Below are 18,653 nucleotides of genomic sequence, written 5' to 3'. Positions count from 1 at the left end.
CTACACGTGATCGAATTTGCACGGAACGTCCGCCTCTGGTTCGCCCCCGAGGAGATCCGGGAGGAAGGCCGTACCCCGGACTACCGGTTCTCCCTTGCCAACGAGCGGACGTTTCTCGCTTGGCTGCGCACCTCGCTCGCCCTGATCGGCGGCGGTTTCGCGGTGGACCAGTTCCTGCCGGACCTGCGCTGGGGCTGGCGCGTCGGGCTCGCGCTGGTCCTGCTGGGCGCCGGGGTGCTGTGCGCGTTGCGGGCGGTCAACCACTGGGTGCGCTGCGAGCGGGCGATGCGGCGCGGGGAGGACCTGCCGGTGTCCCGCTTCCCGGCGGTGCTCGGCATCCTCGTCGCCGTGGTGGCGGTCGCCATGGTCGCCGTGGTCCTGTTCCGGTGGGAGGGGTGAGCCCGTCGTACGCCGCGACGGAGCCCGCCGATCGCGACCCCGGCCTCCAGCCCGAGCGCACCCGGCTCGCCTGGCGGCGTACGACCCTCGCGGGTGCCGTGGCCGCCGTACTCGCGGCGAAGTCCGCTCTGCACGGCGGCCCGTCCACGCCCGGCGTGCTGGCCGCGGCCCTGTGCGCGGTGCTGTGGCTGGGTTTCCTGGCGCTCGCCCATCGCCGTATCCACACCCTGGCGGCCTCCCGCCCGCCGGCCCTCCCGCTCCGGGTCGCCACGACGGCCGTCCTGTGCGTGATCGCCCTGGCGGCGTGCGGCGCGGCCCTGGTGTTCTGACCTCGCGGACCGCGAGGAGGAGCGATCCGGCGAACCGTGGACAGGGCAGGCCTTGGCCTGTGCATGGAGTATCCAAAGGGATAAATGGGGCTTGTATGCCTAGCCTGGACAGGTCACCCCCCGTCCCACCGAAGGTGAGCGCGATGACCACCCTGCACCAGGAGCACCCGGTCCACGACCACGGCCACAGCCCCACCTGCGGGCACACCGCCGTGTCGCACGGTGACCACACCGACTACGCGCACGACGGGCATCTGCACCGCGAGCACTCCGGCCACTGGGACGAGTGCGAGCCGAGCGGGCACACCGCCCACGACGGGCACGCCCACGAGCACGGTGAGGACTGCGGACACCAGGCGGTCCCGCACGGCGACCACGTGGACTACGTGCACGACGGACACCGCCACGCCGCCCACGCCGGGCACTGGGACGACCACTGACGGGACCGACGGTACCGACGGCCGGCGCGGACGCCGGCACCGTCGCCCGCGCCGGATCCACACCCCCGCTTTCCCCCGGATCGCGCCGACTGGCAGGCTCTGAGCACCAGTCGGCGATCGATCCGGGGGGACGAAGGGGGTCACCATGACCGCGGAAGAGCCGTACACCGTCGAGCTCGCGAGCGACGTGTACGCGTATGTGCAGCCGGACGGCGGATGGTGTCTCAACAACTCGGGTTTCGTGAGTGACGGGACCACCACTTTGCTCGTGGACACGGCGGCGACCGAGCGCCGCACCCGTGCCCTCGCCGCCGCGCTCGACGCGACCGGCGTCCCGAAGCCCCGTCTCCTGGTCAACACCCACCACCACGGGGACCACACCTACGGCAACGGCTTCTTCACGCCGTCCGCCACCCTCGTCTCGCACTCGGCCTGCCGCCGCGAGGCCCTCGCCGGCGGGCAGCACCTTCATCTGCTGTGGCCGCAGACCGACTTCGGCGCCGTCGACATCCAGGGCGCGGACCTCACGTACGACGACCGTCTGACGCTCCACGTGGGCGACATCGGGGCCCAGGTCATCCACCCCGGCGTCTCGCACACGGTCGGTGACTCCGTCGTCTGGCTGCCGCACCGGCGGGTGCTGTTCGCGGGGGACCTGGTCTTCGAGGGCGGGACGCCGTTCTTCCTGATGGGCTCGCTCAGCGGTTCGCTGCGGGCGCTGGCGCTGCTGCGCGAACTGGGCGCCGAGACGGTCGTACCGGGGCATGGGCCCGTCACCGACCCCTCCGCCTTCGACCGGGCCGAGCGGTACACGCGGTTCGTGGCCGAGGTCGCCGAGAAGTCGCACGCGGCGGGGCTGACACCGTTGGAGGCGGCGCGGAACACGGATCTCGGCCGGTACGCCGAGCTGCCCGAGAGCGAGCGCCTGGTGGCGAACCTGCACCGGGCCTACGCCGAGCTGGACGGGAAGCCCGAGGGCGAGGGCGTCGACCCGTTCGCCGGGTTCATGGACATGGCCACCGTCAACGGCGGGGAGATGATGACCTGCCACGCCTGACGGCCCCCGCACGGGATCCGGCCGCGCCCGGCCGGATCCCGTCGGGACGTCGTCGGAACGCGGTCGGGACCCGCCGGGAGCCGCCAGGATCCCGTCGAGACTCCGATCACTTTCGCGTCACCCACTGGACGACATACCGACCGGTCGGCATCATGAGACGAGTCCCGTTCACCGTGTGTAGGAGCGATGATGCACCCAGACCACCCGCCAGGTCTCGATCCCGATCGGCTCCGCGTCCTGCTCGACGCCGAGCGGCCCGGACTCGTGGGCGGCCCGCTCACCGGCCGGCTGATCGAGGGCGGACGGTCGAACCTGACGTACGAGGTCACCGACGGCACCACGAAGTGGGTCGTACGGCGCCCTCCGCTGGGCCATGTGCTGGCGACCGCGCACGACATGAGGCGCGAGCACCGCGTGATCAGCGCGCTGCACACCACCGCTGTACCGGTGCCGCGTCCCGTGCTGTTCTGCGACGACGAGGACGTGCTCGGCGCGCCCTTCTACGTCATGGACTTCGTCGAGGGCACCCCCTACCGCACCGCCGAGCAGCTGGCGCCGCTGGGCGCGGAGCGCACCCGGGCCGCCGTGCTGAGCCTGGTCGACACCCTCGTCGAACTGCACGCGGTGGACCCCGCGGAGGTGGGCCTCGCCGACTTCGGTCGCCCCGAGGGCTTCCTGGACCGGCAACTGCGGCGCTGGGGCAAGCAGTTGGACGCGTCCCGCAACCGCGAACTGGCCGGCATCGACGAACTGCACGCGGCCCTGGGACGCCAGCTGCCCCCCTCCCCCGCACCGACCGTCGTGCACGGCGACTACCGCCTGGACAACGTGCTGCTGGGCGGCGACGACCGGATCAGGGCCATCCTGGACTGGGAGATGTCCACGCTCGGCGATCCGCTCACCGACCTGGGCCTGCTGGTGATGTACAGCGTGCCGCTCGCCCTGCCCGACTCGCCGGTCTCCACGACCGCGGCGGCCGCCGGGCACCCGGATCCGGCCGAGATCGTCGAGCGGTACGCGGCCCGTTCGGGCCGTGACGTCTCCTCGGTGTCCTGGTACACGGCCTTCGCGTGGTTCAAGCTCGCCGTGATCCTGGAGGGCATCCACTACCGGTACACACTCGGCCAGACGGTCGGCCGCGGCTTCGACCGCATCGGCGACCTGGTCCCCGTCTTCATCGAACACGGTCTGACGACTCTCCGCGCCGGCACCCAGGAAGGCTGACCCGCCATGGACTTCGCATTCGACGCCCGCACGGAGGAACTGCGCGCCAGGCTCCTCGCCTTCATGGACGCGTACGTGTACCCGGCGGAAGCCGTGGCCGAGGAGCAGCGGGCCGAACTGGCCTCGCCGTGGGACACGCCCGCCGTGGTGGAGGAGCTGAAGGCCGAAGCCCGCAGGCAGGGCCTGTGGAACCTCTTCCTGCCCGACTCCGAGTACGGCGCGGGGCTCACCAACCTGCAGTACGCGCCGCTCGCCGAGATCACGGGCCGCTCCCCGCAGTTGGCGCCGACCGCGCTGAACTGCGCCGCGCCCGACACGGGCAACATGGAGGTGCTGAGCCAGTTCGGCGACGAGGCACAGAAGAAGCAGTGGCTGGAGCCGCTGCTCGCCGGCGAGATCCGGTCGGCGTTCGCGATGACCGAACCGGAGGTGGCCTCCTCGGACGCCACCAACATCACCACGCTGATCGAGCGAGCCTCCGACGGCACGGACGACTATGTCGTCAACGGCCGCAAGTGGTACATCTCCGGGGCCATGAACCCCGACTGCCGGATCTTCATCGTGATGGGCAAGACGGACCCGGACGGGGCCGACATCCGCCGCCAGCAGTCGATGATCCTGGTCCCGCGTGACACTCCGGGTGTCACGGTGCGGCGGGCCATGCAGGTGTTCGGATACGAGGACCACTCCCACGGCGGCCACGCCGAGGTGGTCTTCGACAACGCGCGGGTGCCGGCCGCCAACCTGATCGGCGAGGAGGGCGGCGGTTTCGCCATCGCGCAGGCGCGGCTCGGACCGGGGCGCATCCACCACTGCATGCGGCTGATCGGGATGGCCGAGAGGGCGATCGAGCTGATGTGCCGGCGTGCGGTGGCCCGGGAGGCCTTCGGCAAGGCGCTGGCGCAGCAGGGGGTCGTGCACAACTGGATCGCCGACGCCCGGGTGGCGGTGGAGCAGCTGCGGCTGCTGGTGCTGAAGACGGCGTGGATGATGGACACGGTGGGCAACAAGGGGGCCCACGCGGAGATCCAGGCGATCAAGATCGCTACGCCTCGGACGGTCGTGGACATCATCGACCGGGCCATCCAGCTGCACGGCGCCGGGGGTGTCAGTCAGGACTTCCCGCTGGCGGAGCTGTACGCGGGGGCGCGGACGCTGATGATCGCGGACGGGCCGGACGAGGTGCACCAGCGGTCGCTGGCACGGCGGGAGCTGAAGCGGTACGTGTGAGCCGGGGGGTGCGCTCTCGGGAGCGGGAGACGGGTGCGGGTGCTGGGGGTGCGTTGTCGGGTGCGGGCCCGGCGGGGGTTCTCGCGCACCCGACAGCGCACCCGCGTGCGCCCTACGGCCGCAGCGCGCGCAGCAGCAGGTCCGCCAGGTGGTCCGCGACCTCCTGCGGGCCCATCGGGCCGTCGGGGCGGTACCACGTCGACAGGTGGTGGACCGAGCCGAAGTGGTAGTCGACGACCAGGTCCGCCGGAGTCGCCTTCGAGAAGACGCCGGCCTCCTGGCCCTCCTCCACGAGCGCGCGGAAACGCTCGTGGTACCGACGGCGTTCCGCGCGGACCTGCTTGTTCTTGTCCGGGCTCAGATGGTGCATGGACCGGAAGAAGATCATCGCGTCGTCGAGGTTGTCGATGGTGGTGACGACGACATCGGCGGCGGCACCCCGCAGCCGCTCCTCGACGGGCGCGTCGGCCCCGGCGAACGCGTCGAGCCGCTCCTGCTGGATGCGCAGGACGCGCGCGTACACCTCGTGCAGCAGGTCGTCCTTGGAACCGAAGTAGTGGTAGAGCGCGCCCTTGGTGACGCCGGCCGCCTCGACGATCTCCTGCACGGAGGTGCGGTCGTAGCCCCGCTCGGCGAAGAGCCGCGTGGCGGCGGCGAGCAGCCGCTGCGGGACGGGCGTACCGTCGCCGTCCGTCGTCCTGGGCACTGCCGCCACCTGCCTTCCGAGGTTCTGCCGTCGCCTGGCGGTCGCGCGCCGGCCGTCGGCCGGTTCCCCACCGGCCGGAACCGGGCGCTCCCGCCGGAGGATCATCCCACCCTCCGGCGCGCGTCCGCCGGGCAGGGCGGTCAGCCCGTCGTCTCCCACTTCTGCTGGATGTGGTTCATGTTCGTCAGCCAGCGGTCCGGGTCGGCCGCCCTGGCCTGGTAGAAACCGGCCACCTCGGGGTGCGGCAGGATCAGGAAGCGGTCCTTGCCGATGCCCTCGAAGAGCGCGTCGGCCACGTCCTCGGGCTCGATCGCGGTCGGTGTGAGCACCAGGTCGCCCGCGCTGCCGGAGGCGGTCAGCATGTCGGTGCGCACGCCCTGCGGGCAGATGGCGTGGACCTTGACGCCCCGGTGCCGATAGGTGAGGGACAGCCATTCGGCGAAGGCGTACGCCCCGTGCTTGGTGACGCTGTAGGGCGCCGCGCCGATCATCGTGAGCAGCCCGGCCGCCGAGACGGTCGAGACGAAACGCCCGCTGCCCCGCTCCAGCCACGCCGGCAGCAGCTCGTGGGCCGCCCGGACGTGGGCCATGACGTTGACGTCCCAGGCGAGCGCCCACACCTTCTCGTCGGCCGCTTCCGTCCCACCGGAGGCGAGTCCGGCATTGGCGCAGTAGACGTCCACGGTGCCGCCGAGCGCGTCCCGTGCCGCCGGGACGATCACGGACGCGTCCCCGGGGATCGCGGTCCCGCCGATCTCGTCGGCCACGGCCTTCGCCCGGTCGCCGTCCAGGTCGTTCACGACGACCCGCGCGCCCTCGGCCGCGAACCGGCGGGCCAGAGCGGCCCCGATCCCGCCACCTGCTCCGGTGACGACCACACCCGCACCCCGCACGCTTCCCACGACCGGACTCCTTAGACGCGACATGTCTGACCGACCACGAACGGCTCGTCTGACTCTCTCCGGACAGTCAGACTAACCGGTCGGTATGTCGTGGAGGAAGGGCTCCGCCCGGCGCACTCGCAGCGGGCGCGTGCACCGCGCGACCCGCCGGGGACGGCGCGAGGGTGACGAACCGCCCGCCGGAGCGCTTAGCTTGCCTGTACGCCGCATCCCGCGACCGCGACCCGGAGGTCACCCCCATGCGCCTCTCCCGCCGCACGTTCCTCGCCGCCTCCACGGCGGCCACCGCCTCCTCGGCGGCCTCGGCCGGCCTGGCCGCTCCCCCGGCCGGCGCGACCGCCCCACGGCTGCGCACCGGCTTCGAGCGGCTGGCCGCCGGCGGCTACCGGACCCTCGGCGGCCAGAAGGTCGGCATCGTCACCAACCCCACCGGCATCACCCGGGACGCCCGCCACATCGTCGACGTGATGCACGCCGACGACCGCGTGGACCTCAGGGCCGTCTTCGGCCCGGAGCACGGCTTCCGTGGCACCGCCCAGGCCGGCGGCTCCGAGGGCCGCCACGACGACCCGGCGACCGGGCTGCCGGTCTACGACACGTATCTCAAGAGCGGCCGGCCCCTGGCCGACGTCTTCACCGCCTCCGGCGTGGACACGGTCGTCTTCGACATCCAGGACGTGGGCGCCCGCTTCTACACCTACATCTGGACGCTGTACGACTGCATGGAGGCGGCCCGGCTGGCGGGAAAGCGTTTCGTCGTCCTGGACCGGCCGAACCCGGTGACCGGGCGGAGCGCCCAGGGGCCCGTGCTGCACAAGGAGTTCGCGACGTTCGTCGGGCGGCAGCCCATCGCGCAGGCGCACGGGATGACGGTGGCGGAGCTGGCCCGGCTGTTCAACGGGGAGTTCCTCACCGAGCCCGTGCCGCTGGAGACCGTACTGATGTCGGGGTGGAAGCGGTCCTGGTTCCACGAGGACTCCGAGCTGCCCTGGGTGCCGCCGAGCCCGAACATGCCGACACCGGACACCGCCCTCGTGTACGCGGGGACGTGTCTCTTCGAGGGGACCAACCTGTCGGAGGGGCGCGGCACCACGCGGCCGTTCGAGCTGCTCGGCGCGGAGGGCGTCGACCGGCGGTGGGCGGCCGCCGCGAACGAACTCGGCCTGCCCGGCGCGCACTTCAGGGAGGCGTACTTCGCGCCGACGTTCTCCAAGTTCCAGGGGAAGACCATCGGGGGCGTACAGATCCATGTGCACGACCGGGCCGCGTACGACCCCGTGCGCACCGGGATCGGCCTGCTCGTGACCGCCAGGAAGGTGTGGAGCGGGTTCGCGTGGCGTCCGGACAACTGGATCGACAAGCTGACCGGTTCGGCGCGGGTGCGGACGATGATCGACGCGGGGGCGGACACCGGCGAGGTCGTGGCGGGCTGGCGGGAGGAGCTGGCGGCGTTCCGCAGGGTGCGCAAGGAGTATCTGCTCTACCGGTAGCGGGGGGCGCCGAGAGCCGTGCGTACGGGACGTATGGCCATCCTTCGCCGTTGGCAGGACCATGCGCGTGAGCGCACCACCAGCGGGGCCGAAGGGGGCTCGTCGTGGCGGATCCGGAAATGAGCGTGTCTCCCTACTGGGAACTGACCTTCGACGCCGACGGTGACGTCGACACCGGTCAGCGGGACCGGCTGCTCGGCGGGGTCCGCCGGCGCGGGGTGGAGGATCTGGTCGTCTTCGCGCACGGCTGGAACAGCGACCGGTCCGGCGCGAGGGAGCTCTACAGCCGCTTCCTCGCCCCGTTCCCGGAGCTGGCGCCGCACGCGAGGCTCGGGTACGCGGGTGTGCTGTGGCCCTCGATGCGGTTCTCGGACGAGCCGATCCCGGATCTCGAACCGGCCCCGGCCGTGGCGCCCTGCCGCCCGGCGCTCGACAAGAAGACCCGGCTCGCGCTGTCGGAGGTCTTCCCCGGGCGGGCCGTCGTCGTCGAGCGGCTCGCCCGGCTGCTGGAGGGGCGTGCGGACGACGGCCCCTCGCTGGAGGAGTTCGGGCGGCTCGTGCGGCTGCTGGTGGAGGTGCCGCAGCGGGGGCCGCAGGACGCGTGGGCGGCGGACACGGTCGCGGCGGGGGTGCCGGAGGGCGTGCCCGGGATGCTGTGCGGGGACACGGCCGCCGTGTGCGCGGACTTCGCGGCGGCGCTGGCGGAGACCGAGACCTCGGGGGTGATGACGGGGGCCGTGCCCACCCCGCCGCAGGCCTGGGACGGTGCCCATGAACTCCTGCGTCAGGCCACGTACTTCGCGATGAAACGGCGGGCGGGGACGGTCGGCGAGCGGGGGCTCGGGCCACTGCTCGGCGGGCTCGCGCGGACGGCACCGCAGGTGCGGGTGCACCTCGTCGGGCACAGCTTCGGCGCGCGTCTGGTGTCGTTCGCCCTGCGCGGGCTGCCCGAGGGCGTGCGCACGGTGAAGTCGGTGACGCTTCTCCAGGCGGCCTTCTCGCACTACGCGTTCGCGGCGCGGCTGCCCCACGACCACCGCGCGAGCGGGGTGCTCGACGGACTGCACAGGCGCATCGACGGGCCGTTGGTGTGCTGTCACTCCAGACACGACTCGGCGCTCGGGACCATCTACCCGCTCGCCTCCCGGATGGCGGGCGACGCGCGGACGGTGCTGGGCCTGAGCGTGAACAGCCTCCTCGGCGCCAAGTGGGGAGCCCTCGGCTACGGCGGGGTGCGGGCGGTCGAGGGCACCCGGTCGTTCAAGCTGGCCGACGCCCTGCGGGCCCGGTTGCCGGCCTCGGGCTGCGTGAACGTCGACGCCTCGGCGGTGGTGCGGCGCGGCGGGGCGCCGTCCGGGGCGCACAGCGACATCTGCCACCGGGAGTTGGCGCGGGTGGTGCTGGCGGCGGGCCGTGTCGTCTGATCCCGGCCCGCCGCCGTCCTGCTCGCTCACTCACACCTGTGCGCTCACCTGTGCGAGGTGAACTCCACGACCTGCTGGTAGGTCGGCCGGTTCTGCCAGCTGATCTTGTTGTGCTTGATGCCTCCCAGGGGCTGCTGGATGATCGAGTCGGCGCACCACTGGTCGCCGGCCGAGCAGTACGCGTCGCCGGGGTAGACCTGTGCGGCGGTCTTGCCCGCCGCCTCCTTGAGGGTGTTGATCAGGATCGTGCGGCAGGCGGCGAGAGCGCCGCCGCCGCAGTACCGGTTCGCGAGCGGGCCCCGCACCGTCTCGCCCAGCACCGAGCGGATGTCCTTGTCGACGTAGCTCCACCAGCCGTACTGGAAGGAGCTGCCGGCGTGGGAGCCGGTGGGGCCGTGCGCGGCCGACGGGGACTCGTCGATGGGGAGGTTGGCGGTGATGGCGGTGTACAGGCCGGTGCCGAGGCCGGGTTCGAACTCGGCCTTCACCAGCAGCGGCCACCAGGCGTCCAGGATGCGGATCGCCTCGGCGTTGGCGTAGGTCTTGGAGCCGGCGGAGGTCTCCGTGCGCTTGGCGCCCGAAGTGACCCAGGTCTGGAGCTTGGTGACCGCCGCGGCGGCCGCGGAGTCCGTGACCGTGCTGCTGTTGATGACCTTGAGCAGGTCCGGGACGACGTCCTCGGCCCGCAGGTCGGCGAGGCCCGCCTCGGCCATCGCCTTGGTCAGCGAGGCCCGGGTGACCCCGCCCGCCGCGACCAGTTTCTTCACCCGGTCGTCGAGGAGGTTGCCGCGGTGGACGGAGCCGTCGCCCCAGGACGCCGTGGTGTAGTCCGCGGCCTGTTTGTTGTTCCAGGAGATGTAGTAGTCCTGGTCGACGGAGTTGGGGTGGGCGGAGGGTGCGGTGTAGTCGGCGGTGTTGGTGGTGGGGTTCCAGTTCCGCCACTCGTAGGCCGACTGCGCCCAGGCCGGGAACTCGGGGTCGACGGCCGCCGCGCGCACCGGGTTGTCACCGCTGTTGTAGTACGCGGTGCGCGTGGAGTCGGCGTAGAACCAGTTGAAGGTGTAGTTGATGTTCTGGACGGCCTTCTGGAAGGTCTCCGGGCCCTTGACGTAGTCCGGGTCGTTCAGCATCTGGAAGCCGATGATCGACTCGGCCTCGTTCAGGTACGAGGAGCGCAGGGTGGTGTAGGCGACCTTCTTGCCGTCGACCGTGGCGCGGTGCGTCACGGGGCCGTACTTGGTGCGCCAGACCTGCATGCGGTAGGAGCCGGCCGGGGTGGAGTCGGCGGTGGTGGGCTTCCAGGAGTTGGTCTGCTCGATCTTCTCCATGGCCGTGCAGGTGCCGTGGTAGAGGTAGTGGACGTCGTCCTGGCACAGCTCGACCGCGTACGCGTCGATGATGTCCTGACCGGAGGTGGTGGCGCTCCAGGCGTAGTCCTGGCCGCGGCCGAGTTCGACGTACATGCTCAGGCCGGCGAAGGAGGCGCCGCGGGCGCTGATGCCGGGACCCTGGATCTCCTGGAGCATGAGCAACTGCGGGGCGAAGTAACCGGTCTGCGGGCCGAAGACGGCGACGGGATGTCCGCTCGCGGTGTGCTCGCCGCCGACGACGAGGGCGTTGGACATGCCGCGCCGGGCGGAGCTGAGGGCGCTGTCGGTGGCGGCGGCGGACAGGGTGGTGGAGGCCTTCGTGGCCGCGCTGCCGGTGCGGTCGTACACGAGGGGTTCCTCGGCCACCGTGCCGTCGTCGGGCAGGGCCATGCCCTGGGGGTTCGCGGGCTTGGTGGCGTAGGGGAAGCTGCCGTCGTGGACGGTGAGGGCGGCCTCGGGGTCGTTGCGCTCGCGGAAGGACTCCCAGACCTTGGTGCCCTCGGTGACGCCGTACTTCTCCTGGGCGGCCAGCAGGGAGAGGGCGTTGTTGACCTCTCCGCCGCCTCCGGAGCCGAAGAGGGCGCCGATGACGGACGCCAGGGCGACCAGGTCGGTGGTCTTGAACTTCTCGATGGTGCCGGCGTTGGTGACGGAGTCCTTGTGGCCGGTCAGGACGTACTCGCCGGGGAAGTAGCGGCCGCTGTCGGAGGCGTCGATGTAGGCGTTGATGCCGGCGACGTAGGCGTTGACGTCGGCGAGGGCCAGCTGCCCGCGCTCGCCGTTGGAGGCCACCGCCTTGTCGATCTGGGCCTGGAGGTCGGCCTCGGTGTAGGGGGCGTGACGCCAGAACTCCTGTTCCAGGCCCTGGTTGGAGGGGGCGCCGCCGGCGAACGGGGTCAGCTTGCCGCGGCCGACGTGGCGGAAGACGTCCATCAGCCACAGCCGGTCCTGGGCGGCGGCGTAGCCCGCGCCGAACTCGGTGCCGTAGCGGGTGGTGCCCGTGATGTGCGGCACACCGGTCTTCTTGTCGCGGACGATCGTGACGTCCGTGCGGCCCGCCGGGCTCAGGGTGGAGGCGACCTGGCCGGAGGGGACGCCGAAGGAGGCGTCGTTGAAGAAGGTGTTGATGGTGGAGTTGGTGAGGCCCGGGTGACCGGTGGCCAGGTTGTTGTACGGGCCGAGCTGGTTGCTCGCGTTCTCCGGCATGGAACCGAAGGCCTGGTTGAGGAGGATCTGGGCGAGGGTGGCGTTGCCGTTCTGACCCGGCGGCAGGATGTCGGAACACTGTCCGCCGCAGTGATCGGTGACCGCCGCCGAGGCGGCCGTGTCGGCCGCCGCAGCCGGGGCGGCCGGGGAAAGAGGCGACAAAAGACCGGCAACGAGTGCGCATATCGAAGCGGCCTTGAGGAACTCCGGGAATCGACGGGGAGTTCTCAGTCTGTCGAGTGCGGTGCGTGAGGGGCGTGGGGTGCGCCAGGCCATGGCAGCTCCTACCGACGGGGGGTGGGCCGGATGTTACCGCCGGTATCCCCGGCTTTGAAGATGAACATGCGTCACGTTTTTTGGATCACCGCGCAGCGGACAGATGACGGACAGCGTGAACAGGTACTCACAAGTAGTCGTAAGCAGACGAGAAGAAGTCAGAGACAGTCAGGCGTAGGTAGGAACGGTTCGTGAACGGCTCAGTAGACGACTTATGGAGGTCATCGGAAATCGGATGGAGCCGAATCGCGTGTCGATACGTCTATTCGGCGACGTCCCGACGACGACGCCGAAGTGACCGAAGTACAGGTGCAGGTGTGACGGAGGTGCAGGGCGATGGCTGGTTTCCGGAGTCTGGCAAGACAGGTGCGAGATCCCAGGTGCGATCTGGCACTGCGGCGTTATTCGCTGCGCAAGTGCCTTGAGCGCTTCGCCCCCTACGGGCATCGGGCGACCTGGGACCACCTGTGCTCACGGGCCGGGTTCGGACCCGAGGACCGCAACCCCGACCCGGCGCGGCTCGTGGCCGCACTGGAGGAGTTGGAGGAGGCCCGCTCCGTGTGGCTCGACTACGAGGTGCAGTTCGCGCGGCGCCGCAAGAAGGAGAAGCACGACGGTCTGCGCCGGCCGGGCAGTGTCGACGACTGGCACAGGCTGACCTGGGGAGGGTTCGGAGTCGCGTGGTGCGACGACCCGAACGTCCATCCCCGTGAACCGATGGCGGAGGTGCTGCGCCGGCTCATCGCCGCGCTGGAGCGCGAGCCCGGCTCGACCTGCCCGGTGTGCGAGGGCGACGGGCTCGTGTGGAGGTACGACCTGGCCCACGAGCCGTCCTCGGGCCCGGTCTGCACGGAGTGCGGAATCGTGGTGCCACGACCGGTGCTCACACCCGAGGTGCTGGCGGAGTCCAGGCGCGGACGGCTGCTGATCTCGGCGTAGCACGACGGGGGTGCGCCGGGGATGCCGCACCCCCGTGTATGTGCGGTACGGCCATGGTGGATGGCTGTGGCGAGTGGGCCGTGTGGCGGGTACGGCACGAACCGCCCGTACGGCGTCACGCCTACGGCTCCTTGACGTCCGTGTGGATGGCGAGCTTGAACTCGGCGAGGGTGAGCGCCGTGGCCCGCCTGGTGTCCCCCGACCCACGCGCGGATATCTTCAGCCCGAGCGGCATGCCCTTGTGCACGAACATCTGCCACAGGAAGGTGCGGTACTGCCCGCCTCGGGTGGACATGCTGTCCGTCGTGCCCGTCGAGTCGTACTTCTTCGTCGTCAGGCTCAGCGGATCGCGCACGAAGCGGGCCCGGTACTCCAGTGTCCTCGGGTCCGCCTCCCAGAACACCATCGCCGAGAGCACGCCCCAGCCGTCGTGGCTGGGCCAGATCAGGCCGGAGCGCGGATCGGGGAACCTCGACGCGGTGGCGCCGCCGTTCGCCGGATCGTGCATCTTCCAGGGGTCGTAGGACTCCTGGGTCTTGTCGTACGGGAAGCGCACCAGGTGGTAACCATCGGGATCGTAGGTGATCCGCTGGACGCCCGAGTGCGCCTTGTCCCACTTCAGCGAACATATGACGACGCTCATCGGCGCCCCTTTGCCCTTGCCGGAGGGTGCCGTTCCACCCGCTCCGTGTCCATGACAGAGTTTCGGGGGAAGCGGTTGCGGCGCAGGGGGAGAACGCGCCGGGGAGCGCGGATTCACAGGTTCGCGTGCCGCCCCGTCGGCGCCTCGCGCGGACGCGCTCTCGCCCGTGCCCGGCGGTCGGAGGCCGGGACCCTACCAGCGGCAAATCCCCTCGCTCCACCCCTTTCCCATGACGACAGTGGGGGTGATGACACAGCCCTGAGCAACCCAGGAACCGAGGGAGAACCCCTATGTCGACGCTGCGCGTCACCGCCGAAGTGCTGACGATCCACGCCCACCCGAACGCCGACGCGCTCGAACTGGCCCAGGTCGGCCTGTATCGAGCTGTCGTGGCGAAGGGCGCGTACCGCACCGGTGACACCGCCGTCTACATCCCCGAGCAGTCCGTGCTCCCGGCCGAGCTGATCGAGGAACTGGGGCTGACCGGGCGGCTCGCGGGGAGCGGGGCGGACCGGGTGAAGGCCGTGCGGCTGCGCGGCGAGCTGTCCCAGGGCATCGTCTGCCTGCCCCGGGCGCTCGCGGACCTGGACCTGGCCGCCGCCGCCACGGACGGCACGGACTTCGCGGAGCGGCTCGGCATCGTCAAATGGGTGCCGCCGATCCCGCCGACGATGAGCGGCGAGGTCGAGTCGGCGCCGGATCTGCTGCCCTGGGTCGACATCGAGAACATCCAGCGCTTTCCGGATGTCTTCACACCCGGCGAACAGGTCGTCCTGACGGAGAAACTGCACGGCACGGCCTGCCTGGTGACGTACTTCGCCGAGGACGGCCGCGTCCAGGTGTCCTCGAAGGGCTTCGGCGCGAAGGCCCTCGCCCTGAAGGAGGACCCGCGCAACCTGTACTGGCGTGCCGTCCACGGCCACGAGGTGGCCGAGGCCGCGTCCCGGCTCGCCGAGCGGCTGGGAGCCCGCCGCGTCGGGATCTTCGGCGAGGTCTACGGCGCCGGGGTGCAGGATCTGACGTACGGTGCCGACGGCCGGCGCGTCACCCTCGGGTACGCCGTGTTCGACGTCTGCGCCGACATCGACGGCCGGATCCGCTGGCTGGACCCGGCCGAGCTGTCCGAGCTGCTCGACGGTGAACTGCCGCTCGTGCCGAGGCTCTACGAGGGGCCGTACGCCATCGACCGGGTGCTGGAGGTGGCCACCGGCCGGGAGACAGTCTCCGGACGTGATCTGCATCTGCGTGAGGGCGTCGTGATCCGGCCGGCCACCGAGCGGTACAGCCCGGTGACCGGCGGGCGGGCCATCGCCAAGGCGGTCAGCCCGGCGTACCTGACCCGCAAGGGCGGCACCGAGTACGAGTGAGCCCGAGGGGGCGGGGGCCCGGGAGTTGCCGCTCAGCGGCAACTCCCGGGCTCCTCCTCCCCCTTGTCCTGCCGTTCCGCCCTCCGGCGCTCGACGAGAAGACGGGAGCCGCTGCGGCTCTGGCCGAAGGCGTCGTCGGGGTTGGACAGCACGCAGGTGGCCAGGGACAGACAGCCGCAGCCGATGCAGTCGCTGAGGTGGTCGCGCAGCCGGTTGAGCTGCTTGATCCGTTCGTCCAGTTCGGATCGCCAGACCTCGGAGAGGTGGGCCCAGTCCTCACGGGTCGGTGTCCGCTCCTCGGGCAGCTCGGCGAGCGCCTCGCGGATCGTGGCGAGCGGGATGCCGACACGCTGCGCGGCGCGGACGAAGGCGACCCGGCGCAGGGTGTCCCGGCTGTAGCGGCGTTGGTTGCCCGTCGTGCGGCGGCTGCTGATCAGCCCCTTGGACTCGTAGAAGTGCAGCGCCGAGACGGCGGCACCGCTACGGGCCGACAGCTGGCCGACGGTCAACTCGTGGATCTTCTCAGGGATCTGGGGCACCCCTCCGAGCCTACCCACACCCGAAAGGGGCACCGTCCGTTGACAGGGGTCCCGCCGCCGACCATGCTAAGCAGTCGCTTAGAGATATGGGACCAGGGAGGCCGGGACATGGCAGAGCCGAGGATCTTCACGTCCGCCGAGGAACTGAAGGCGGCGGTGGGCGAGCAGCTGGGGCACAGCGACTGGCTGGAGGTCGACCAGAAGCGGATCGATCTCTTCGCCGAGGCCACCGGTGACCACCAGTGGATCCACGTGGACCCGGAGAAGGCGGCGGCCGGTCCCTTCGGCACGACCATCGCCCACGGCTATCTCACCCTGTCGCTGCTCCCGTTGCTGGTGCCGCAGATCCTCAAGGTCGAGAACGTGAAGATGGGCGTCAACTACGGCACGAACAAGGTCCGTTTCCCGGCACCGGTTCCGGTCGGTTCGCGGCTGCGCGCCACGGCGACCCTCCAGGAGGTCACGGAGGCCGGCGGCGGCGTGCAGGTCACGGCCGCGGTCGTCGTGGAACGCGAGGGCGGGGACAAGCCGGTCTGTGTCGCGGAGTCGGTGTCCCGGTACTACTTCTGAGCCGGTGCTGCTTCTGAGCCGGTGCTGCTTCTGAGCCGGTGCTGCTTCTGAGCTGGTGCTGCTTCTGAGCCGATCTGGCGTCGGCCGGTGCGACGGCTTGGTTTGGTGCGGTGGCACGGCGGTCGCGGCCGTCGCGCCACCGCCGTGCCACCGCCGGGTTCCGGCGGCGGCACGGCCGCGCGCCTAAGCGGGCGCCACGGCGCGACCCGTCTGCGGTGAGATCATCCCGGCGCACAGGCCCCGGCCGGCCAGCCCCCGCGCGATGCGCGGGACGGCCGCGAGGGTGTTCGCGGACCAGTCGTGCATGAGGATGACCTGACCGTTGGTGAGCCGGGCGGCGGCCTGCACGATCGCGTCCGTGCCGGCCCCGTTCCAGTCCTGCGAGTCGACGTTCCAGATGATCTCGGTCAGCCCGTACCGGGCGGCGACCGACCGCACCGTCTGGTTGGTCTCGCCGTACGGCGGCCGGAACAGCCTGGGGGTGCCACCGCCCGCCGCCGCGACGGCCTGCTGGGTCCGGGAGATCTCCGAGTCGATCTGCGCCTGACCCAACTGGGTCAGGTGCGGATGGGTGTAGCTGTGGTTGCCCACCCACATACCGGCGGCGACCTGGGCCCGGACCTGGGCGGGGTTGGCGGCGGCGTACTGGCCCTGATTGAACATCGTGGCCCGCAGCCCGTTCTGGCGGAGCGCGTTGAGCAGGGCCGGGGTGTTGCCCGACGGGCCGTCGTCGAAGGTGAGGCCGACGTACCCGGTGCAGGCGGCGGCTCGCGCCGGGGCCGCCTCGGCGGCCGTGAGCGCGAGGGTGACGGTGCTCGCGAGGGCCGTCGCGACGACCAGCGTGCGCCTGCCGAGGTGACGGAGCACGCGGCGTGGTCCGGTGGTCACGGGGCCACCGTGATGGAGGAGTTGCCGCTGCTCCGGTATCCCTCGGTGGCCATGATCATGTAGTACCGGAAGCTGCCGAGGGGCATTCCCGCCCGGGCCCAGGCGTCGAAGTGGTTGCCGGTGGTGATGTTCCCGCCCGTCCGCCTCGACTGACGGACGCTCCAGTACTGGTCGAAGGTGCGGTTGCCCTCGACGGACGGGGCGTTGTAGCGCGTCGTGCGGTAGATGTCGTACGTGCCGCCGTCGCTGTTGACCGTGCCCCGGTAGGTCCCCGTGGGCCGGTAGTTGCCCCAGTTGTCGACGATGTAGTACTCGACGAGCGGACTGGCCGTCCAGCCGTAGAGGGTCAGGTAGGCGTTGCCGGACGGATTGAACGAGCCCGAGTAGCTCACGGTCCTGCGGGAGCCGTTGCTCCAGCCCTTGCCTGCGACGAAGTTCCCGGTGTTGTTCCAGGAGGTGCGGTAGTTGCCGCCGGAGGCCAGGGTCATGGAGACCGTGCCCGGGGCGTCGGTCCAGAACGAGTAGTAGAACCCGTTGTCGGTGCCGGTCCGGTTGCTGGTGATGACCGTGTCCGCGTGGGCGGTGCCGGGCAGGGCCACCGCTGTCGCGGCGGCCAGCGCGGTGGTGCAGAGCCCGCCGATGAAGAGCCTGCGGCTCGGGGGCGGGGTGGGTGCGGATGCGTCGTTCATGCGCGCGTCCTCCTCGGGCTGTCGGGGGTTCGCCCTGTCATCCCGGGAGTGTTGGCCTGCTCCTGTCAACTGTCAATACTTTCGGCAACAGTCCCGAAACATTCGCGGGCTGTACCAGCCATGATCCACCAGAGACCGCAGCCGCCGATCGCCCTCTCGTCCCGAATCCTCGAATGTTTCGAAGATACCGCCGACCGAACAGGCCGCGGCGCGGCGCGGCGCGGCGCGGCGCGGGAGTCGCACGCCGGACCGCAAGAGGGTTCGGGCCGCAGGTGTTCGGGCCACAGGGCGTCCGGGCCGCTCCCGCTACTTGGGCGCGGCCACCATGCGCAGGACGAGGTCCGCGTAGAGGGAGCCGACCTCGTCGGGGGTGCGCGGGCCGTTGACGTTGAACCAGCGGGCGACGTCGATGCAGAGGGAGAGGATGGCGACGGTGGTGCCCCGCACGTCGGGGACGTCGAAGTCGCCCGCGGCGACACCGTCCTCGATGATGCCGCGCACGGCCGCGTCGTTCTCGCGGCGCAGGGTGACGATCTCGGCGCGGGCGTCGGGGCCGAGGGCGTCCAGCTCGTACTGCACGACACGGGCCACGGTGTGCTGCCCGGCATGCCAGCGGACGAAGGAGCGGACGGCCTCCGCGAGACGGTCGGCCGGGCTGCCGTCACCCTCGGCCGCCGTGCGCAGCACGTCGAGGGCCTTCTCGTGGCCGATGCGGCTGATCCGGTGGAGCAGCTCTTCCTTCGTCTTGTAGTGGATGTACAACGCGGCGGGGCTCATGCCCGCGCGGCCCGCGATGTCCCGGGTCGTCGTCGCGTGGTAACCGCGCTCGGCGAAGGCCTCCACGGCGGCCACCAGCAGCCGCCGGGCCGCGTCCGGGTTGACCTCGCCCCACGGCTGCGGCTCGCCGCCCGCCGTGTCCTCCGCCGTACTCATCGCTCGTTCGCCCCTTCCTGTGGCCGGGCACC

At 71.1% G+C, this 18,653-nt stretch carries 19 protein-coding genes; 11 read left to right on the top strand and 8 right to left on the bottom strand.

Translation table 11 applies throughout. From position 1 onward, the window contains the following. The first annotated feature begins 6 nt into the window (after window positions 1–6). The 6 genes from STRBO_RS0115135 (at window position 7) to STRBO_RS0115110 (ending at window position 4,679) form a co-directional block, all read left to right on the top strand. Window positions 7–399: a YidH family protein gene (locus tag STRBO_RS0115135; RefSeq protein WP_005485137.1), complete on the top strand. Its 393-nt coding sequence runs from the start codon at window positions 7–9 to the stop codon at window positions 397–399. Continuing rightward, on the top strand, window positions 396–728 hold the full coding sequence (locus STRBO_RS0115130) for a DUF202 domain-containing protein (protein WP_005485136.1): 333 nt from the start codon (window positions 396–398) through the stop codon (window positions 726–728). Before STRBO_RS0115135 ends, STRBO_RS0115130 begins: the two co-directional genes overlap by 4 nt. Window positions 729–871: 143 nt before the next feature. Next, window positions 872–1,168 (top strand): hypothetical protein, encoded by a 297-nt coding sequence (locus STRBO_RS0115125; RefSeq protein ID WP_020114407.1) that lies wholly within the window; start codon window positions 872–874, stop codon window positions 1,166–1,168. Window positions 1,169–1,313: 145 nt separating this feature from the next. Then, complete coding sequence (locus STRBO_RS0115120) at window positions 1,314–2,225, top strand: MBL fold metallo-hydrolase (RefSeq protein WP_005485132.1); 912 nt, start codon at window positions 1,314–1,316, stop codon at window positions 2,223–2,225. 189 nt (window positions 2,226–2,414) lie between these two features. Beyond that, window positions 2,415–3,449 carry a phosphotransferase family protein gene (locus STRBO_RS0115115; protein ID WP_020114406.1) on the top strand — a complete coding sequence of 345 codons (1,035 nt, stop codon included), beginning with the start codon at window positions 2,415–2,417 and terminating at the stop codon, window positions 3,447–3,449. A 6-nt stretch (window positions 3,450–3,455) separates the two neighbouring features. Further along, entirely contained in the window at window positions 3,456–4,679 is a 1,224-nt protein-coding gene (locus STRBO_RS0115110; RefSeq protein ID WP_005485129.1) for an acyl-CoA dehydrogenase family protein, read from the top strand. A gap of 112 nt (window positions 4,680–4,791) precedes the next feature. On the opposite strand, the gene STRBO_RS0115105 is transcribed toward STRBO_RS0115110, so the two are convergent. After that, window positions 4,792–5,385, bottom strand: coding sequence for a TetR/AcrR family transcriptional regulator (locus STRBO_RS0115105; RefSeq protein ID WP_028796666.1), 594 nt, complete (start codon window positions 5,383–5,385; stop codon window positions 4,792–4,794). A 140-nt stretch (window positions 5,386–5,525) separates the two neighbouring features. After that, the gene (locus STRBO_RS0115100) at window positions 5,526–6,311 is read right to left on the bottom strand and encodes an SDR family oxidoreductase (protein ID WP_037627293.1); all 786 of its coding nucleotides are present in this window, start codon (window positions 6,309–6,311) and stop codon (window positions 5,526–5,528) included. Window positions 6,312–6,526: 215 nt separating this feature from the next. Here STRBO_RS0115100 and STRBO_RS0115095 point away from each other — a divergent pair, with 215 nt between their 5' ends. Then, window positions 6,527–7,777, top strand: a complete 1,251-nt coding sequence (locus tag STRBO_RS0115095; RefSeq protein ID WP_005485123.1) for an exo-beta-N-acetylmuramidase NamZ family protein — start codon at window positions 6,527–6,529, stop codon at window positions 7,775–7,777. A 119-nt stretch (window positions 7,778–7,896) separates the two neighbouring features. Next, entirely contained in the window at window positions 7,897–9,201 is a 1,305-nt protein-coding gene (locus STRBO_RS0115090; RefSeq protein ID WP_005485122.1) for a hypothetical protein, read from the top strand. A gap of 44 nt (window positions 9,202–9,245) precedes the next feature. Here the strand turns inward: STRBO_RS0115090 and STRBO_RS0115085 are convergent, their stop codons facing one another. Next, the gene (locus STRBO_RS0115085; protein ID WP_005485120.1) at window positions 9,246–12,053 is read right to left on the bottom strand and encodes a penicillin acylase family protein; all 2,808 of its coding nucleotides are present in this window, start codon (window positions 12,051–12,053) and stop codon (window positions 9,246–9,248) included. Window positions 12,054–12,389: 336 nt separating this feature from the next. Between STRBO_RS0115085 and STRBO_RS0115080 the strand changes: the two genes are divergently transcribed. Then, window positions 12,390–12,992 (top strand): hypothetical protein, encoded by a 603-nt coding sequence (locus STRBO_RS0115080; RefSeq protein ID WP_028796664.1) that lies wholly within the window; start codon window positions 12,390–12,392, stop codon window positions 12,990–12,992. 121 nt (window positions 12,993–13,113) lie between these two features. Here STRBO_RS0115080 and STRBO_RS0115075 read toward each other — a convergent pair whose 3' ends face one another. Continuing rightward, the gene (locus STRBO_RS0115075) at window positions 13,114–13,635 is read right to left on the bottom strand and encodes a hypothetical protein (RefSeq protein ID WP_005485114.1); all 522 of its coding nucleotides are present in this window, start codon (window positions 13,633–13,635) and stop codon (window positions 13,114–13,116) included. A 290-nt stretch (window positions 13,636–13,925) separates the two neighbouring features. Between STRBO_RS0115075 and STRBO_RS0115070 the strand changes: the two genes are divergently transcribed. Beyond that, window positions 13,926–15,002 (top strand): RNA ligase (ATP), encoded by a 1,077-nt coding sequence (locus STRBO_RS0115070; RefSeq protein ID WP_005485112.1) that lies wholly within the window; start codon window positions 13,926–13,928, stop codon window positions 15,000–15,002. Window positions 15,003–15,034: 32 nt separating this feature from the next. On the opposite strand, the gene soxR is transcribed toward STRBO_RS0115070, so the two are convergent. After that, window positions 15,035–15,541, bottom strand: a complete 507-nt coding sequence (gene soxR, locus STRBO_RS0115065) for a redox-sensitive transcriptional activator SoxR (RefSeq protein ID WP_005485110.1) — start codon at window positions 15,539–15,541, stop codon at window positions 15,035–15,037. Between the two features lie 108 nt (window positions 15,542–15,649). Between soxR and STRBO_RS0115060 the strand changes: the two genes are divergently transcribed. Continuing rightward, complete coding sequence (locus STRBO_RS0115060; protein ID WP_005485108.1) at window positions 15,650–16,111, top strand: MaoC family dehydratase; 462 nt, start codon at window positions 15,650–15,652, stop codon at window positions 16,109–16,111. A 183-nt stretch (window positions 16,112–16,294) separates the two neighbouring features. Here the strand turns inward: STRBO_RS0115060 and STRBO_RS0115055 are convergent, their stop codons facing one another. The 3 genes from STRBO_RS0115055 to STRBO_RS0115045 all read right to left on the bottom strand — a co-directional run bounded on the left by STRBO_RS0115055 (window position 16,295) and on the right by STRBO_RS0115045 (window position 18,621). Next, window positions 16,295–16,999, bottom strand: coding sequence for a polysaccharide deacetylase family protein (locus STRBO_RS0115055; RefSeq protein WP_020114402.1), 705 nt, complete (start codon window positions 16,997–16,999; stop codon window positions 16,295–16,297). Beyond that, window positions 16,996–17,688 (bottom strand): glycoside hydrolase family 11 protein, encoded by a 693-nt coding sequence (locus STRBO_RS0115050; RefSeq protein ID WP_005485104.1) that lies wholly within the window; start codon window positions 17,686–17,688, stop codon window positions 16,996–16,998. Before STRBO_RS0115050 ends, STRBO_RS0115055 begins: the two co-directional genes overlap by 4 nt. Before the next feature lie 306 nt (window positions 17,689–17,994). Then, the gene (locus tag STRBO_RS0115045; RefSeq protein WP_005485102.1) at window positions 17,995–18,621 is read right to left on the bottom strand and encodes a TetR/AcrR family transcriptional regulator; all 627 of its coding nucleotides are present in this window, start codon (window positions 18,619–18,621) and stop codon (window positions 17,995–17,997) included. Between the last annotated feature and the right edge of the window lie 32 nt (window positions 18,622–18,653).

Origin of the sequence: Streptomyces bottropensis ATCC 25435 (genome assembly GCF_000383595.1) — a bacterium.
Taxonomy (GTDB): Bacteria; Actinomycetota; Actinomycetes; order Streptomycetales; family Streptomycetaceae; genus Streptomyces; species Streptomyces bottropensis.
This window is presented reverse-complemented; position numbering and strand designations above follow the sequence as displayed.

Excerpts from the sequence above, each read along its gene's own strand:
- STRBO_RS0115085 (WP_005485120.1), bottom strand. The coding sequence starts at position 12,053 with ATGGCCTGGCGCACCCCACGCCCCTCACGCACCGCACTCGACAGACTG.
- STRBO_RS0115100 (WP_037627293.1), bottom strand. The coding sequence starts at position 6,311 with ATGTCGCGTCTAAGGAGTCCGGTCGTGGGAAGCGTGCGGGGTGCGGGT.
- STRBO_RS0115075 (WP_005485114.1), bottom strand. The coding sequence starts at position 13,635 with ATGAGCGTCGTCATATGTTCGCTGAAGTGGGACAAGGCGCACTCGGGC.
- STRBO_RS0115115 (WP_020114406.1), top strand. The coding sequence starts at position 2,415 with ATGCACCCAGACCACCCGCCAGGTCTCGATCCCGATCGGCTCCGCGTC.
- STRBO_RS0115070 (WP_005485112.1), top strand. The coding sequence starts at position 13,926 with ATGTCGACGCTGCGCGTCACCGCCGAAGTGCTGACGATCCACGCCCAC.
- STRBO_RS0115095 (WP_005485123.1), top strand. The coding sequence starts at position 6,527 with ATGCGCCTCTCCCGCCGCACGTTCCTCGCCGCCTCCACGGCGGCCACC.
- STRBO_RS0115060 (WP_005485108.1), top strand. The coding sequence starts at position 15,650 with ATGGCAGAGCCGAGGATCTTCACGTCCGCCGAGGAACTGAAGGCGGCG.
- STRBO_RS0115120 (WP_005485132.1), top strand. The coding sequence starts at position 1,314 with ATGACCGCGGAAGAGCCGTACACCGTCGAGCTCGCGAGCGACGTGTAC.
- STRBO_RS0115045 (WP_005485102.1), bottom strand. The coding sequence starts at position 18,621 with ATGAGTACGGCGGAGGACACGGCGGGCGGCGAGCCGCAGCCGTGGGGC.
- STRBO_RS0115125 (WP_020114407.1), top strand. The coding sequence starts at position 872 with ATGACCACCCTGCACCAGGAGCACCCGGTCCACGACCACGGCCACAGC.
- STRBO_RS0115080 (WP_028796664.1), top strand. The coding sequence starts at position 12,390 with ATGGCTGGTTTCCGGAGTCTGGCAAGACAGGTGCGAGATCCCAGGTGC.
- STRBO_RS0115090 (WP_005485122.1), top strand. The coding sequence starts at position 7,897 with ATGAGCGTGTCTCCCTACTGGGAACTGACCTTCGACGCCGACGGTGAC.
- STRBO_RS0115110 (WP_005485129.1), top strand. The coding sequence starts at position 3,456 with ATGGACTTCGCATTCGACGCCCGCACGGAGGAACTGCGCGCCAGGCTC.
- STRBO_RS0115050 (WP_005485104.1), bottom strand. The coding sequence starts at position 17,688 with ATGAACGACGCATCCGCACCCACCCCGCCCCCGAGCCGCAGGCTCTTC.